Source organism: Chryseolinea sp. T2 (assembly GCF_037203685.1).
Lineage (GTDB): Bacteria > Bacteroidota > Bacteroidia > Cytophagales > Cyclobacteriaceae > Chryseolinea.
Genome location: NZ_JBBCAU010000002.1, coordinates 77,373 through 93,825 on the forward strand (window position 1 = coordinate 77,373; position 16,453 = coordinate 93,825).

12 protein-coding genes and 1 tRNA gene are annotated in these 16,453 nt (G+C 48.1%); 4 read left to right on the forward strand and 9 right to left on the reverse strand.

All coding sequences use genetic code 11. From position 1 onward, the window contains the following. Nucleotides 1–69: 69 nt before the first annotated feature. Nucleotides 70–837, forward strand: coding sequence for a glycerophosphodiester phosphodiesterase (locus tag WBG78_RS05300; protein WP_337325346.1), 768 nt, complete (start codon nt 70–72; stop codon nt 835–837). A gap of 183 nt (nt 838–1,020) precedes the next feature. Here WBG78_RS05300 and WBG78_RS05305 read toward each other — a convergent pair whose 3' ends face one another. Further along, on the reverse strand, nt 1,021–1,404 hold the full coding sequence (locus tag WBG78_RS05305; RefSeq protein ID WP_337325347.1) for a DoxX family protein: 384 nt from the start codon (nt 1,402–1,404) through the stop codon (nt 1,021–1,023). A 303-nt stretch (nt 1,405–1,707) separates the two neighbouring features. Between WBG78_RS05305 and WBG78_RS05310 the strand changes: the two genes are divergently transcribed. Continuing rightward, nucleotides 1,708–1,778: transfer RNA gene (locus tag WBG78_RS05310), tRNA-Cys, on the forward strand. A 168-nt stretch (nt 1,779–1,946) separates the two neighbouring features. On the opposite strand, the gene WBG78_RS05315 is transcribed toward WBG78_RS05310, so the two are convergent. Then, nucleotides 1,947–3,125, reverse strand: a complete 1,179-nt coding sequence (locus tag WBG78_RS05315; RefSeq protein ID WP_337325348.1) for an FAD-dependent oxidoreductase — start codon at nt 3,123–3,125, stop codon at nt 1,947–1,949. Nucleotides 3,126–3,503: 378 nt separating this feature from the next. Here WBG78_RS05315 and WBG78_RS05320 point away from each other — a divergent pair, with 378 nt between their 5' ends. Continuing rightward, nucleotides 3,504–6,521 (forward strand): PAS domain S-box protein, encoded by a 3,018-nt coding sequence (locus WBG78_RS05320; RefSeq protein WP_337325349.1) that lies wholly within the window; start codon nt 3,504–3,506, stop codon nt 6,519–6,521. A gap of 102 nt (nt 6,522–6,623) precedes the next feature. Next, a complete protein-coding gene (locus WBG78_RS05325) occupies nt 6,624–7,313 on the forward strand; it encodes a flavin reductase family protein (protein ID WP_337325350.1) in 690 nt (229 codons plus the stop codon). A gap of 153 nt (nt 7,314–7,466) precedes the next feature. On the opposite strand, the gene WBG78_RS05330 is transcribed toward WBG78_RS05325, so the two are convergent. From WBG78_RS05330 to WBG78_RS05360, 7 genes are all read right to left on the reverse strand, one after another. Beyond that, complete coding sequence (locus WBG78_RS05330; RefSeq protein WP_337325351.1) at nt 7,467–8,627, reverse strand: Gfo/Idh/MocA family protein; 1,161 nt, start codon at nt 8,625–8,627, stop codon at nt 7,467–7,469. A 37-nt stretch (nt 8,628–8,664) separates the two neighbouring features. Continuing rightward, nucleotides 8,665–9,696 carry a sugar phosphate isomerase/epimerase family protein gene (locus WBG78_RS05335; RefSeq protein WP_337325352.1) on the reverse strand — a complete coding sequence of 344 codons (1,032 nt, stop codon included), beginning with the start codon at nt 9,694–9,696 and terminating at the stop codon, nt 8,665–8,667. A gap of 41 nt (nt 9,697–9,737) precedes the next feature. Then, nucleotides 9,738–10,961 carry a hypothetical protein gene (locus tag WBG78_RS05340; RefSeq protein ID WP_337325353.1) on the reverse strand — a complete coding sequence of 408 codons (1,224 nt, stop codon included), beginning with the start codon at nt 10,959–10,961 and terminating at the stop codon, nt 9,738–9,740. Further along, a complete protein-coding gene (locus tag WBG78_RS05345; protein ID WP_337325354.1) occupies nt 10,961–12,022 on the reverse strand; it encodes an aldose 1-epimerase family protein in 1,062 nt (353 codons plus the stop codon). The genes WBG78_RS05340 and WBG78_RS05345 overlap by 1 nt, the downstream gene beginning before the upstream one ends. Nucleotides 12,023–12,027: 5 nt before the next feature. Beyond that, the gene (locus WBG78_RS05350; RefSeq protein WP_337325355.1) at nt 12,028–12,846 is read right to left on the reverse strand and encodes a 3-keto-disaccharide hydrolase; all 819 of its coding nucleotides are present in this window, start codon (nt 12,844–12,846) and stop codon (nt 12,028–12,030) included. Nucleotides 12,847–12,882: 36 nt separating this feature from the next. Beyond that, on the reverse strand, nt 12,883–15,543 hold the full coding sequence (locus WBG78_RS05355; RefSeq protein ID WP_337325356.1) for a c-type cytochrome: 2,661 nt from the start codon (nt 15,541–15,543) through the stop codon (nt 12,883–12,885). Between the two features lie 318 nt (nt 15,544–15,861). Then, nucleotides 15,862–16,290, reverse strand: a complete 429-nt coding sequence (locus WBG78_RS05360) for a DUF302 domain-containing protein (protein ID WP_337325357.1) — start codon at nt 16,288–16,290, stop codon at nt 15,862–15,864. Between the last annotated feature and the right edge of the window lie 163 nt (nt 16,291–16,453).

Sequence of the window (16,453 nt, forward strand, 5' to 3'; positions counted from 1 at the left end):
CTCACTCTCACACTCACTCAACCTCCCTAAACACCTATTTAATAGTTCTTAACCTGATTCTTACTCCCAATGAAAGCGAAAATACTCGTCACACTCTTAATGCTTTGTTGCGCCTTCGCCTACGGACAGAAGTCGAAGACCAAAGTAATTGCGCATCGCGGCGCATGGAAGAATACCAGCCTGCCGCAAAACTCTATCAGCTCGTTGAATGCTGCCCTCAGGTTGGGAGTGTTCGGAAGCGAGTGCGACATCTGGATGACGGCAGATAGCGTGCTCGTTGTAAACCACGATCCACACTTCTATGAATTGTCAGTGGAGACATCTACCTATCAGCAGTTGCTGGCAGTGAAGCATCCAAACGGTGAATCTATCGCGACGCTTGATCAGTTTCTGGACATCATCACGAAACAAAAAGCCACACGACTGGTGCTTGATATTAAGCCATCAAAGATCAGCAAGGAGCGCTCGATTGTAACGGCACAAAAAACTTATGCTGCTGTGGAGGCAGCCAGGGCAAAGAAAATCGTTGACTTCATCCTTTTTGATTATGACGCCTGCCTGGCCATAGAGAAACTCGATGCAAAAGCAAACATTGCCTATTTACTTGGCGACAAATCACCAGAGCAGATTGAAAAGGATGGACTCTGGGGGATTGACTACTACTACAAGCTGTTTGAAAAGAATCAGGCCTGGGTAACGGACGCCAAAGAACGAAAGCTAACGGTGAATGTCTGGACCGTCAACGAGGAGGCTATGCTGCAATCCTTTATCGATCAGAAAGTAGACTTCATCACCACTGATGAGCCCGAGATGGCGTTGAAGATGACAAAGAAGTAGCCTCATCAATCAGGCTGATCACATTCATAAGAATTTGGGTTTGGAAGGTGGCTTGCGAGGGCTGCCTTTCTTTTTTGTCTCACTTCTTATTGATCCTTCGGCAGATGATTCAGAAACGAACAACAAATAGATTTTATTGGATCTCGAGCGGACGCGAACCGCCGGAGAGAATAAAGTTTTATCTCACGCCCTTGACCGCAGCCCATTTGGGAACATGATGTACACCAGGGCGCAGATGAGGAGGAAGTTGTACTCCATGCCATTTCTACCGCCACCGACTACAAACCATCCTTCCTTAAAGTGTACCATCACAATTCCCATAAACAAGATGATTATAGTGACGATCGCTGCTGGTTTAATATAGCGATTGAGCACAAGCAGGATTGCACATACAACGTGCGAGAGTTTGATGGCCCACGCTATGGGTACTCCCAGAGGGGCAAAGCCTACCTGATTGAGGTATGATTCTCCAAATGCATTCACGCCTCCGTCGAACATACCGGGCAGGCTATGGGTAAGTAGGATGATGGCCACGGCGGCTCTTAAAATGAAGGTCTTGTCGATCATAGGCAGGAAGGAATTGGGAGTTATTATGACCATTAGGGTCCTTTCTCCAATTTACAAAATACCCGATCAACGAAAGGGGTGGTTTTATAGTTTGAATCAACGGCAATCACAATTTCGAGTCAACAGGGCTTTGCGGCTGTATCCTGCTGGGTTTCCATAACGGGCTGGTTCGCGGTAGTGAGCTTATCCGTTGGATTGGCGTTCCGGCAGGTTTCTTGTGGCTAGAAGTTGCATTGAGGCCTTATTTGATTAGTTTTGTGCCACTTTTGGGCACCTGCCCTGAAGTAAAATTGATCCGGAAAGGGTCTCATGGCCGAGTGGCTAGGCAGAGCTCTGCAAAAGCTCCTACAGCGGTTCGAATCCGCTTGAGACCTCTAAAAACCAAAATGCCATCAGGTTCGTCCCTGATGGCATTTTCATTTTAAACTGGGTTGACATTCAGTTGATTACGGAAAAGCAGTGTTTTGCCGGCCGTCCCGCCAGGCCCTCTGTGCGCCAGCTCAGATTCTAACTGTGAGCAAAGGTCAGTCGCTATAACTAAATTATTCAGGAAGCGCGGCCTCCGTAAAGAACGCCAATAGCTTCTGCAAAGCCCCTTTGCTGTGCATTCTTTCCGTCGACTCCATTGTTTCAAAAGTGACTTCCGCGGCCCGCTTCAGCATGTTCGATTCAAAATGCCTCAGTGCATCAGTTGTGGTGTCAAAGTCACTCTCGCAGAGGGCTTCATATAATTCCAACGCGTCCTGCATGGCCATGTTAACCCCTTCACCGGCATACGGGGGCATCCGATGTGCTGCATCACCGATCAGGGTAATGTTTTGATTTGTATTCCAGCTTTGATCGTAGGGACAGTAGTATTGAGGTCGCGCGACAAAGTAGGCATCATCGCTATTGAACAGCTCGAGCCAGATGTCTGACCATTCGGCGTAGCGGCCCCTGAACCAATCAATCAGCTGGTGGCGGTTACTGAAGTCAATCCCACTTTGCGTTGCCCAGTGCTCTGACTCTTTGGTACCCGTATAAAATGACAATGACCCATCTCCCTTCGCGCTCAGAATGATTGTCTTCTCTTCACCCATAGCAAATACTTTCCCGCCTTTTGTAAGTGCCCATAGTTTTGGTGCGTTGACGGCGGCGTTGTAAATGTTTCCTTCAATAATTGTGATACCCGAATACAGAGGTTCAATATCGGTGACGTATTTTCTCAGTTTAGAGTTGGCACCATCAGTAGCAATCACGATGTCTGCGTATTCCGATCCGCCGTTTGCAAATAACAATTCCCAACCGTTTCCTGATGGCTTCATTTCTTTGAAATGGGAGTTCCATTGAATCGTTCCGGGTATCAATGAATCAATCAGCATGTCTCTTAAAGGACCGCGATCAATCTCTGGCCTGAAGTGTTCATTGCCAAAATCGTCTTCGGGTTTTTGGTCATGATCGTCATGGACGATGGTACCATGCTCATCGGTTATTCTCATTTTATCTGCGCCAGGCCGGTACAGCTTTCTGAATTCGTCCAGGAGCCCGGCTTTCTTAAGCGCAGCTAACCCCGAATCTTCATGCAAGTCCAGTGTGGCACCCTGCTGCCTTACTGACTTATCGGCATCTCTTTCATAAACGGATACACTAATACCTTTAAGTTGAAGCAGTCGCGCAAGGGTCAGACCTGCAGGTCCTCCGCCAGCGATTGCGACTTTCCTGTCTTTAAGAATGTTTTTCATAGTCTTCTATGTACTGATAGCAATACAAAGATCTGATGTAGAAAGGGGATGAAATAGTCCTTCATGATCATAAAATAGTCGTAAACGTAAATAACGCCTGTCCGAAGCGGATTCACCGTAGATGACCTGTGGCAGCGGCAAAGCCAATGACCTGTAACTGCGGAATCGTGCAGATCGAGTGTACGGCACATTATATTGCTTTCATTTTCCCATTCTTTTTTCGGTAAATTAGTAACAGCGTATCATAGGATTTCTCAACGTCAAAGCAACTACTTCATAAGTGGGAATGACTTGTTTGACTTGGTTTTTCATTCGGCCCGGAATGTCAATCGATGAAAGCAATGGTATTTGCCATGTTCATACTTTGCCCGACAAACAATGATCGACAGAATTAAGACATGGTTGAATTCTACGTTCAGGCATCAGAACGGTGTTGCCGATTTGAAGACGATGTTGTTCGACACCAGTCCACTGCCGCAGGCAATAATCACGAATGAAGGCGTATTTCTTGACGTCAACCATGCTTATTGTACCCTTCACGGTTTGGCCCGTGCGGACCTTATCGGTAGAACACCGATTGATACAGGCTTCGCTTCGCGAATTGAAGTTGAACGAGCGCTGGAAACGTTTCGCCAAAACAACCGCCGCCTTGAGGGCTATGTGCTAAAGTACTCAACGCGGAATGGCATTCTCTATGCCCGCGTTTTTGCCCATATGATCACGTGGCACAATCGGTCAGCCATTCTCATGGTGCTTCATGATATCTCACGGCAGCGATTAACGGAGAGAGCATTTAAAGATTCCGAGCGTTTCCTGCAGCTGGTATTGGATAGCATACCTACCCGGGTCTTTTGGAAAGACAAAAACTCTATCATCGTCGGCTGTAATCGATGGGCCGCCAATGACGCTGGCTATTCCTCGCCAGCTGAATTAATTGGCAAAACTGATTTCGACCTGTACCCAAAAGAAGTCGCGAACAGATTTCTTGAAGATGATCGTCGCGTGATGAGGTCCAATACTCCGAGCTTGTTTTTTGAAGAAACATTACCACAGGCAAACGGTACGTCACAGTGGAAATTAACAAGCAAGGTTCCCTTGAGGAATACAGATGGTTCGGTGATCGGCTTGCTTGGAACATACGATGACATCACGCTGCGCAAAAAGGCCGAACTGGACCTGAAGCTGGCGCGCTTTTCAATCAACATTGCAACAAGTTCAATGTTATGGGTTGCATCCGACGGCCGCATCGTAGACTTCAATCCTGCTTTCTCTCACTTGCTTCAGTACAGTCGTGAAGAGCTTCTCAAACTCCGTATTCCGGATATAGATCCGAATTACGAAGCGAAAGATTGGCCAGCGCATTGGGAGCGCCTCCGGCAACTGCAGACGTTGACTTTTTTAACCAAGCATCGCCGAAAGGATGGATCCGAGATCGACGTAGAGGTGCGCACTCACCATCTGGAGTTCGATGATCAGGAATATCATTGTGCTGTCGTCAACGACGTGACTGATCGCAAACTATCGGAGGAAAAGCTCCGAACGTCACACCGCTTCCTGCAGACTATTCTCAACTATATACCTGATTGTGTATTCTGGAAGGACAGAGAATCAAAATACCTTGGTGCAAATGCACTGTTTATGAAGGTTGCCAACTGCAACAGTGAAGAAGAGCTTTTGGGTAAAACAGATTTTGACATGCCATGGCTTGAGCACGCCGAACAATTACGTGCCGACGATCGTGAGGTGATGGAGACGAACACCTCCAAGCTTTACTACGTCGAACCATTGCGCAATGCCGATGGAAAGATTCACTACAATCTTGTTACGAAAGTCCCCTTACTCGACGACGGCGGCAAGGTGTTCGGTGTCCTTGGGACATTTCGCGACATCACGCAGCAGTTGGAGGTTGAGCTTGCTTTGAAGGAAAGTGAGAAGTTGTTTAAGAGCGTTGTTCAGAATGCATCCGCGATCATATACATCATTGATCAGCAGGGAAGATTCAGATTGTCGGAGGGACTTGGTCTCGCGGCACTTGGATTAAAGGCCGGCGAGGTTATTGGCAAGTCAGTGTACGAGATGTATGGCGATGTTCCCGAGATTACCGATGCCATCGGCCGTGCATTGAAAGGAGAGGTGATCGAGAACGAGGTAACAATTTTTGGAATTACTTATGCAACGCGGTATGCGCCGATGTTAAATGAAGCGGGCGAGATCTCACATATCCTGTGTATTTCATTTGATATATCATCAAGGAAGAAACTGGAGCAGGAACTCAACGCATTGAATGAAGAACTGGAGCAACATGTTAACGAACTCAAGGAGAGTGAGCTCAAGTTCCGCCAAATCATTCAATCGAGTCCGATGGGTATTTATGTGTATGAGGTCGATGCACGTGGCAAACTGGTCCTGGCAGATACCAACCCCGCCGCCGACATTCTAACAGGAATCGAAAATCAAAAGCTTGTGGGCAAGACCCTTGAAGAGGCGTTCCCCGGACTTGAAAATACGGAGATGCCGGCCAGATATCTCGAGGCTGCCGTTTACGGTAAACCCTGGGTGATCGAGGACTTTTACTTCAACAACGGGACGATCAACGGTGTGTTCGAGGTATACGCATTTCAGGCGGGTCGCAATCGCGTAGCAGTAATGTTTCTCAACATCAGTGAACGTCGTCAGATTGAGGCGGCGATTAAGTTGAAGAATGAGGAACTCGTCAAGACCAATGCAGAACTCGATCGTTTTGTGTACAGCGCATCTCACGATTTGCGTGCGCCCATAGCCTCTCTGTTGGGACTCATCGCCGTAGCACGTGCCGAGAGGGACATGGACGGAATCTCTTCATTGCTCGATATGCAGGAGCGAAGTCTTCATAAGCTCGATAACTTTATTCAGGATATCGTCAGTTATTCACGTAACAACCGGGTTGAAATTGAACTGGCTCCTGTCGACTTCAGATCGATCGTTGAGGGGATCTTCGAGCAGCTTCATCATATGGATGCGCTTGCAAGGATTGAAAGAAGAATTCTGATTTCACCGGAGCTGAAATTTTCGGGCGATGAAAAGAGAATCTCTATCATTCTTAATAATCTGATTTCGAATGCCATTAAGTACTGCGACCTCAGAAAAGATCGTTCATATGTCGAAGTGTGCGTCGAACAAAATGGCAAGGGAATTACGCTCAGCGTAAATGATAATGGCGAAGGTATCTCATCTGAACATTTGCCACGGATCTTTGAAATGTTCTTTCGCGCAACGAGCCGAAGTTCCGGTTCCGGCATTGGACTTTATATAGTGAACGAGATGGTCAATAAGATGCGCGGGAAAGTCGAAGTAAAGTCGGTGAAGGGTGAGGGCAGCAAGTTTATCATTTCATTGCCTGATCTTGCCATCAATTAAGCCGGACAGAGAAGTCAGTCACTAACAATATCATCTCAGCAAGAAACGGGTTTCGGCTCAGTTTAGATTCTCTCACCTTTGATTAAATCAAAGACAGAATCTATGCATCAGGTGAGCAATCCTTCTATACTTTATTTTGGAACCCCCGTAGTCCTGGTGGGCACGCGAAATGGTGATGATACTTTTAATGTAGCCCCGATATCTTCCGTTTTCTGGTTAGGATACCGGTGTATCATTGGCATCTCGGCAGTCTCAAAAACCACTGAAAATATTCTACGCACGAAGGAGTGTGTACTGAATCTGCCATCAGTTGAGGAAGCGAAATTTGTGAACAGGCTCGCATTGACGACTGGTTCAAATCCAGTACCGCCTGGAAAACTACTGAAGGGCTATGCGCACGTAAGCGATAAGTTTGCACACAGCGGACTCACGCCAGCGGAGGCCGATCTGGTAAGTGCGCCGAGGGTTAAGGAATGTCCGGTGCAGATGGAAGCATCTTTCGTGGGGATGCATCCGATAGGAGCGGAGAATGGGTTTCAGGAAGTGCGGGTTGTTGCAATCGAACTTAAGATCCTGCGCGTGCATCTTGAACAGTCGATCACGATGACCAACAACCCCAATCGTGTTGATCCCGATAAATGGAAACCCTTGATCATGAGTTTTCAGGAATTCTACGGGCTGGGGGAGAAGGTGCATTCTTCTGCACTGGCCCAGGTACCCGAGATGTTGTACCGAACACGCGATACGGAAGTTACGACGACGACGCATGAACGGGTCGTCAGGTCAGCCTGAGTTGCTTTTGACAAGCACCAAACGGCAGGGGAGTTGTACACGATATTGCCGTCTACGTGCTCGTTGACTAGATTTCATTTAACGCCTTCGGTGTGTTCGCTGATTTGATTTCACACCGAAGGCGTCCTGACGGATTAGTTGATCATCTGAGAACTATCCGACGTCATCAGACACTTTCGTGTCTTTCCAGCTTCTCGTATTTGCTGATTCAATAACTGCCGCGCATACCTTTTGCGTTTCCAGTGCATCACGAAACGTTGGATGACAAGGCTCACCTTTTTCCAGGCTGGCAAGGAAATCCGCTGCCTGATGGATGAAGCTATGTTCATAACCGATGATCAGGCCGGGCACCCACCAACGTTTCATGAAGGGTTGATCGCCATCAGTAACCAATATTGATCGCCAGCCGCGGACAATAGATTCATCGCGGTGATCGAAGTATTCAAGGCGATTGAGGTCGTGAAGGTCCCATTTGATAGATGCGTGTTCACCGTTGATCTCAAAAGTATACAGCGCTTTGTGACCACGTGCATAGCGTGTGGATTCAAACAATCCAAGGGAGCCATTCTTAAAGTGGCAATGGAATATGCAGGCGTCGTCGATGCCAACCTTTTGAACTTTGCCGCTCGCAGTATGCACGCGTTCCTTGATGAAGGTTTCCGTTACTGCGGACACATCGGTGATTGCTCCATTAAGCCACATTGCTGTGTCGATGCAATGCGCGAGCAGATCTCCTGTTACACCGGAACCAGCGGCATCAACGTCGAGTCTCCATAGTCCTTCGCCGCCCTGTGGCAGTTCAGGACTAATCGTCCAGTCCTGAAGGAAGTTGGCGCGAAAGTGAAATATCTTGCCAAGCTTTCCGGACTCGATGATCGATTTGGCCAATGTAACGGCGGGTAGCCTGCGGTAATTGTACCAGATGGTGTTGGCTACCTTTGCTTTCTCGACGGCATCGACCATCTTCTGACCTTCTTCCAACGTGCGGGATAGTGGTTTTTCGCAAAGAATCATCTTGCCTTTGGCTGCAGCAGCAATAGCGATCTCTGCATGCGTATCATTGGGCGTACAAATGTCGATGGCGTCGATATCATCACGGGCAATGAGCTTCTTCCAGTCTGTTTCCCATGACTCATAACCCCATTGAGCTGCGAAATCTTTTGCTCTGTCTTCTCTTCGGGCGCATACGGCCTTGAGTACAGGCTGATACTGCAGCTCAGGAAAGAAATTTTTGATACGGTTATACCCGTTGGAGTGAGTACGGCCCATGAATCCACAGCCGATCAATCCTATGCGTAGACTTTTCTTTGTCATATCTTATTCAATTATTACAACCAGACATTCTTTGATGTTACTCATGCCATCCGTGTTGCTGGCGGACCTTAATCATCGTTGCGAGAATGTCGTTCCAGGTTTGCTGCTTCATCATAACGTCGTTCGGGAACATACAACCATCCCAGCAAATGTGCTTGAATGCTTTCGTAAGCTTGCCGTTCTCATCCCGAAGCCAGTAGCCGGCATCTTTGGCGATATCGAGTTTTCCATTAGGATCGGTAGCCAGACAGTGGCGACCTGTTTTGTCGTGTGAACCCTGACCGTACACAGTGCCATCGTTTTGTGCTACGTGGAAGTCCAGTGTCCAGGGCCGCAACGCTTTGGTTACTGTTTTCAAACCTTCAGTAAGTGTGGCGCGGTCCTTCCAGTCGAATTCTTTGGGAAGGATACGGTCCTGAGGACGGTTATAACCCAGCAGATAGAGAAGCGTATGTGACATGTCTGCCTGGAAGCCGATATTAGGGCGCTCAACGGCCTCGAGTGTTTCGACCATTGTTTTCCAGCTGTGCATTCCGCCCCAGCAGATCTCTCCTTCGGCGGCAAGCTTCTCATTGAAGTCTGCAGCCACATCGCATGCTTCACGGAATGTTTCAGCAATCAGCTTTGTGTTGTTAGCAGGATCTTTGTCCCACTGCTCAGGTGAGCTGGCGGAATCGATGCGCACAACACCATGAGGGCGTGCACCAATGTCGCGCAATACTTTTCCAATGTGACATGCCTTCTTCACCATCTCTACAAAATGCTTTCGCTGCTCTTTGGTTCCCATGGCAGGGCCTCCCCATATCGGAGCAACGAGACTTCCTATTTTAAGATTGTGTTTAGTGATCTTATCGGCGAGTCGTTTGATTTCATCATCGGTCATGTCTATGCCGATGTGAGGATCCAGCAATCCGAGGTCGACGCCATCGAACTTAACACCGCCGACTTCGGCGGCAGCGGTCATTTTCAACATCGTATCGAATGGAATAACAGGTTCCGAATCGGGCCCCTTGCCGACGATTCCCGGCCAGGTGGCGTTGTGCAGTTTGGGAAAATTGTTTTCTGCCATAGTAGTTTGCGTCTAAGATTCAGGAATATTTTCGTTGTTTATTACAAGCTGAGGTCCGGATTGTCGGGGCCAAAGTGCTTGAGTATAACGATCGGGTCTGTGTCAGATTCGTTTACGATCTTTACACCTTCGCGTGCAGCACTTTCAGTGATAAAAAACTCATCATTGGTGAGCTGACCATATCTGATCAGGGAGGGAGTTTCAATGTTCCATGCCCCCATCTTACCACGACCCTGCATCACAATGATTCCATAGGCCGCACTGTCTTTCACAGTAACGGTGGCGCCAGGCGCAACAGTAAGTTCTTTAGCACTGAAGTCGTGCGACTTGTAACAGATCCAGTTTTCGATGAACCCATCATTCTTCAGTGAACTTCCTGCAACAACCGGTTTGGGTGCCATGAACCGGTTGGCCATCATGTTAGGGTCTACGTTGAGGTCCCAGTCAAGTACTTCTATCAGAAGGTCGAAGTCACCGATGCGATCTTTAGGTGTTCCGTTCCAAAGCAACTCTTCAGGAACGATCGCTTCATTTACAAGTGACTGATACATGGCAAATACGTCGGAAGCTTTCTGAGGCTCATACGTGCACATGCTGCCTGGCGCGTGTAATAATCCGGGAGGAACATCCCAGCCTGTTCCGGGTTCGAGTCGGTAGGCCGCAGAGTAATTCGTGATCTTGTTATCTCCCTTAGTGAAATTCACTAAGCATTCGCGGATCTGCTCTTTGGTTGTACCCGGAGCGATGCCAAAGAATGTATAAGGAAAATCTCCACCATGATTGTTCAGCTGTGGAGGGAAGTAGTAAGCTTCCGGCTTGCCCAGCTGTCCGACCATGCTTGCGTATTTGTCGTTGTGATGTGTATGATGTGGAAGCGGTCCCATGTTGTCGAAGAACTTCGAATACATAGGCCAGCTTGCATACTTCTTCCAAAGGCGATCACCAATGATGGAACCCTTCAGCTCATCAATGGCATCTTTCAAAAGAACCTGCTCATGACGTGAACCATCCTTAACGACAATGGCACTTAATCCTTCATTTTCACCAGTGAGCGGACCATTCTTGGCGGGTGTGGTGGATGACAGCCAGCGTTCGTCTATGCCACCACGAATTCCTCCCAGTACGTAGTAGTCATCGGGATGGAGTTTAATTCTTCGTCCGGGAACACAAAACGATCGGGGCACCCAGGTAGGTGCGAGTCTGAGGATGCCTTTTCCCTGGTCCAGTGCTTTTTCAGCCAGACCTGATTTTCCAGTCGTTGCCATTATGGTTTGGTTTTCATTTGTAGTTCATTGATGGAGTTCTCTGAAGTTAGTACTTCTAACTCAAGATTGTATGATCGTGAAGCTCCGGGTTGCAGAAAGATCAGTTGGTTTTCTTTCCGTGCACGTGCCTGCCCGATGGGAGGATGGGTGCCAGGCTCAAGACCTGTGACATATTCTCCCTGGCCCCAGTGCTGCCAGTTGGTAAGCCAGGGCAATTGATCCTTTTTAAATTTCAACGATACGGCCACACGCAATTTGGCATTGTAAAGCCCACAGAAACAAAGTCCATCGTCGCCGGCCGGCGGATCGATCACTGCCACTTCTTCACCGGTGCCGTTGTGGGATTCAAGTGGTGCGGGTGCAGTTCTGAAATTGTTTCCCTCTTTGAATATTCTGGAAGGATTATCTGCGGAACCGGAAGACCATTTTCCCTTCCAATGCAACGTTGTTCCTTCATCGACGAGCGGCCAGCCAAAGTTGAAATGGTATAACAACATATGAGGCTGCGCTGTATTCCCGGAGTTATATACTTCGTCGTGGATGCGAATCAGGGGTTGACCAAGCGTACCTGAAATTGTGCGCTTCAGCTCAAGGCTTGGTCCGAATACCTGAGTCTGTTTGATCTTTGCCGTAATACTCATGCTTAAGTCGCCGCGCAAAGGATCAGGCTGTTTAATGGATTCAAGCTCGGCTGGAAGATTGCTTACGCCACCATGCAGACCCCGTTCTCCGAATTCGTCAGTCTCTGGTCCTCCGACGTGAGATAGCCCACACGTTGTAAGAAGTCCTCCGCCGAACGTCCTGATCCAATCCATGCCATGCGATGAAAAAGGTTGTGGCGACGTAATGCCAACATGACTTAGCCAGGCGAGGCTGTGTTCATTATAAAATGCCTCGGCAATATCCATCGCACGATCGATCACGACTTTATATCGAAGGCCAGTACCAGTGTTTATCCAGGCTATGCGCGTTCCTCTTCCAGGACCGTTGTCGATCACTGCGGTCTCTATCCCGCCGAGCTGTGCGACATTGGATATCTTATGATGCCAGGGCTGAATCAATGCTACTAGTTAAATTGTTTCAGCATGATGTTACGGTACTCGACTGTCATGGGCGGACCAACGTGAACCTGCACACCGATCAGACCGGACATCTTTCGGTTCACTGTATCGTCGTCTGTTACGGCGCTCATGAGTACACCATTGATGTAGTGCTCGAGTTGATTACCGCGGGCAATGATGTGACATGAATTCCAGTCACCACTTTTGATTATGGCTTTGAGGGAATCGGGATGACCTAAGGTACCTGTAACGTCGCGCTTAGTCCATGCGTTGTTTTTGACGGCAGCCTTCAGCGACTCAGGGTCTGTAGGATTGTCCTGTGAATGTATCGTTGCCCGTTCGCCACGATAGGCAAGTGTAGTACGGCCACGCTCTTCATAGTTTTGACCAGTGTAGTGGATCTTACCATCAATATCTGCCTGATAGCCTCTTAATGCGAAAGGTACGTCGGGGAATACAACACTTCTGTAATTAATACCCGAGTTGCCGGTTTCCGCTATTTTGAATTCTAGTTTTAGTTCAAAGTCTCCGGGAGTGCCACCGTTCCATACGATAAAGGTGTTGCTCTTTAGCAATGTTTGAGGAGTAACCTCTCCAATGAGAACTCCATTCTCGGCGCGCCAGTATGTGGTGTCACCTGTCCAGCCCTCGAGGGAAGTACCATTGAAGATGGATACAAACTCAGGCTCGGCAATGGAGTCGGCAGGTTCATCTACTGCTACTGGCTCTGCCGGCTTCTTGCAGGCTGAAAGACAGAAGAGGACAACAGAGGTAACCAAAGCTACCTGACGGATTCGGTTATTGAGATCGAGTGTGATGGGCATAATGAGCGCTGTATTGGGTTTACAGTAGTAATGATACTATTTTTTAAATGCTTCGTTTTTCTCGTCACCGCCAGACATGAGAAAGGCAACAAGATCTCTCACTTCATCTTCGTTCATGTTGTTGATCAATCCGGGATACATGACGGATATATATGAGTATTTGGTGCTAGCCACATCGGCCTTGGCTATTTCACGCAGCGCGTCCGGGGCGAATGGATTTTGCGATATAGAATACGATTTGTCGTTTTCGTTGATCAATCGTCCGAGAATCGATGATCCATCTTTCATCGTGAAGACAGTAGCCGCATACTGATCGGAAACAGTCTTGTTGGGTTCGATGATTGACTCCAGCATGTCTTTGGGCGAAAAGCGCGTTCCCAATTGAGTGAGATCGGGGCCAATAGCGCCACCCTCGCCACGTATCGCATGACATGAAGCACAGCGTCCTGCGGCAAACATCATCTTACCTTTCTCAAAATTGCGACCTGACAGGTGACCGTCGACACTGGCAAACGCTTCGTCAACAGTCCAGCGCTTTCCGGGACCTTCAGGCTGCGGCCCCTGAATGAGGTCGTTGCCTGATTTAGAAAGGAGAGCTTCACCGGAAGCTTCTTTATATTTAGTCGAGTCACTAGCCGGTACGTTGGCCAGCGCAGCAAGCCGTGCCTTGTTTATGAATCCCACATAGCTGTTTCCGCCCTTATAGCCGAACGCATTCTTAAACCAGGTGAAGTACTTGTCACGCAGTTCAGGTGTCCAGCCGGTCTTTGTATTCATCAGGACAACTGCATAGTAAGTTTGTTGTGCCGGAGGAATACGTGACAACATGCCGGCGATATCCATACCGTATTGAGGATTGCGCAGGATAAGATCTGAAGACTGACTTGCCGTTTTTTCAGACGGATCATCCTTTGCATTCTCAATCAAAGCCATGGTTTTGCTCACTGCGCTAGGTGCTTCAAGGTAAGCCAGCAATTTGCTGAGGTTTCGATTGAGGTTGTTCGCTTTAGCTGGAAACTGCTTATCCAGATAAGTAATAACCAGGTTCTTCGTGGCAGGTTCCGGCATTCCCATTCTTAAAATGGTTATCTCCAGTGCACGCATTACGTCGATCTGTCTCTCTTCAGAAAGACTCTCAAATGGAATAGAAGTCAATAATTTGAGCATTGCTGTTCTTGCCGCTGGTTTGCCATGGTGGGCCAGTGCAATCATCGCTTCAATGGCAGTCTCAGGATCCTTTTCTTTCAAGGCGCGGCCTTCCCACTGCGATACGGGTTGATGTTCAACAGCGACACGGGCGGCGTAGCGGATAAAGCGATCTTTATGTTTCAGATATGGCCAGGCGAACTCGACCGCTTCTTTGTTAGGCGCACCATGGAACGCTTCAAGTTTTTTTCGTGTATCCCTTGCGTTGGCTGCTTCCTGATCCGGTGATGCTGCTTGCTGCGATCCGTCGTCAGTACCTGTGTAGGTTACGCGATACAGATCTGATTCCAGGCGACGACCTCCTGTAAGGAAATACAAAGCACCATCAGGGCCGATAATTCCATCTGTAAGAGGTAGCGGTGCGCCAGAAAGAAATTCTTCCGGTTCAGCTGTGTAAGAAGAACCGTTTGGCTTAAGGTGAATGGCATAGATTATACCGAAGCTCCAGTCGGAGGCGAACAATGCGCTTTTGTACTTACCCGGAAACTTAGCATTCATTCCATGAATGAGGTTCGTTGGCGAACCCTGCCCAATGTTGATCACCGGAGGTAAGTTATCTGGAAATGCAGGCGACCATTTACTGTTACCGGTTCGCCATCCAAATTCACTTCCGCTGGTAGCATGACAAATCCGGGTAGGGCGATACCACGGCATTCCAAAGTCCCACTCCATATCAGAATCGTAGGCGAACATCTCGCCATCCTCATTAAATGCTACGTCGAAAGCATTCCGATAACCTGCACTCACAAGCTCCCAATTCTTGCCAAGTGAGTCAATATGGGCGATCCAGCCTCCAGGTGCTAGCCGGTCATTTGCATGCCCTCGGGGATCCTTGATCAAAGGGAACATATTGTCTTCCTGCCATACTTTGGGCAACCGGTATGCATCCATTGGCGGAACATTGGTATGATTGCCGGCAATTACGTAGATGGACTTCTTGTCAGGAGACAGTACAACGCTGTGAGGGCCGTGTTCACCATATCCCTCAAGCTGTTTCAGGAGTGTGATCTTGTCAAACTGATCGTCGCCGTCTGTGTCCTGCAGCCGATATAACCCGCTGGGGCGTTCGAAGTCATCGCTTTCACGGTTATTGACCATTACATAGAGACTGTTAAATGCATAAAGCAGCCCCTGCGAGAATCCCATCTGTACTCGCGACTTTATCGAATCGGGGAGGGAAGGATCGATCTTGCCGATAACAAGTTTTTCAACACTAAGCACTGAGTCGACGTCAGGGGACACCTGGAGCCGATAAAGCGCCCCGTACTGGTCGGAGGTAATCAGGCGTCCTTTTGAATCGAAGGTCATGGCTACCCAGGAGCCTTGCCCCTTTGCAGACGGACTGTACAAGTGTTTAACGGTAAAGCCGGGAAGAATCTTCAACTTCTCAATCTTTGAATCAAGGGCTGAAGGTTTCCCAGTAGGCTTATCGTTGGTGCAAGCGGTGCACAACAGCGCGCATGAAATGGCAATGAGCGCGATTCTCGTCATTCGGGGGAGTGTAATCATGAGTGCGATATCAATTATTGCTGATGCTTATAGTTCAAACAGGAAAGTGAACTCAAAAATACGGATGTCCATCCTGCCGCGTCCTGCATGATTATGAGCGACGGTCGATCCCGCACATCTGCGGTAATTCATGCATACCTTATGAATATTTATGATGAATATCGTCTTCGCTAATTGCGATTCATGAGGGTTTGCCTGCGCAAAATGCGCACATGCAAAGAAGGCCGCCTTTTTCGAGACAGCCTTTAACTTGTTCTTTTGTTACTTCACTGGACTTCTAAGAATCTGCAAAGCGATACTTCAATGGGGCAGAGCCTCACTATGAAATTCAGGTAAGTCTCTTTGAATACAATCAATAGTAGCTCTGAGCTTAGTGCCAACTTCCTGTGCCAGGCTTTTTAACAATGTTGTGTTAAAAGTATTATCGACGTTGTCGAGCGGATTGATGGCCGATACTTCTACTTCTCCATTTTCGTGTTCCTGCACGACTATGTTGCAGGGAAGCATCATGCCCAGATGAGACTCCATACTGATCGCTTTGTAAGCGAATTGCGGGTTGCAGGCAGCGAGTATCTTGTAGTTGCGAAACTTGATGTTGAGCGTCTTGTTGAACGTGTCCTGAACATCGATGGATGTAATGACGCCAAAGCCTTGCGACCGAAGATTTTGTGTTACTTTCTCAAGCACTTCCTGGAAGGGCATTCTGATTTTTCGAACGTAGTAAGCCATCGTGATGAGTTTAAGTTTAATCGCGAAACAAAGTTATGTACAATTAGCTGTAAGTGTTCCCTGTATCGTCAGAATGATTGCTGATTTTTATCAGGTTATGGAGAGGGATTATTCTTTCGAGGTGAAGTATATCAAATGGTCACGATTCAACCATGAAAAAAAC

Bases quoted from the DNA above. Each gene is read 5' to 3' on its own strand.
- WBG78_RS05300 (WP_337325346.1), top strand. From the start codon at position 70: ATGAAAGCGAAAATACTCGTCACACTCTTAATGCTTTGTTGCGCCTTC.
- WBG78_RS05305 (WP_337325347.1), bottom strand. From the start codon at position 1,404: ATGATCGACAAGACCTTCATTTTAAGAGCCGCCGTGGCCATCATCCTA.
- WBG78_RS05315 (WP_337325348.1), bottom strand. From the start codon at position 3,125: ATGAAAAACATTCTTAAAGACAGGAAAGTCGCAATCGCTGGCGGAGGA.
- WBG78_RS05320 (WP_337325349.1), top strand. From the start codon at position 3,504: ATGATCGACAGAATTAAGACATGGTTGAATTCTACGTTCAGGCATCAG.
- WBG78_RS05325 (WP_337325350.1), top strand. From the start codon at position 6,624: ATGCATCAGGTGAGCAATCCTTCTATACTTTATTTTGGAACCCCCGTA.
- WBG78_RS05330 (WP_337325351.1), bottom strand. From the start codon at position 8,627: ATGACAAAGAAAAGTCTACGCATAGGATTGATCGGCTGTGGATTCATG.
- WBG78_RS05335 (WP_337325352.1), bottom strand. From the start codon at position 9,696: ATGGCAGAAAACAATTTTCCCAAACTGCACAACGCCACCTGGCCGGGA.
- WBG78_RS05340 (WP_337325353.1), bottom strand. From the start codon at position 10,961: ATGGCAACGACTGGAAAATCAGGTCTGGCTGAAAAAGCACTGGACCAG.
- WBG78_RS05350 (WP_337325355.1), bottom strand. From the start codon at position 12,846: ATGCCCATCACACTCGATCTCAATAACCGAATCCGTCAGGTAGCTTTG.
- WBG78_RS05355 (WP_337325356.1), bottom strand. From the start codon at position 15,543: ATGACGAGAATCGCGCTCATTGCCATTTCATGCGCGCTGTTGTGCACC.
- WBG78_RS05360 (WP_337325357.1), bottom strand. From the start codon at position 16,290: ATGGCTTACTACGTTCGAAAAATCAGAATGCCCTTCCAGGAAGTGCTT.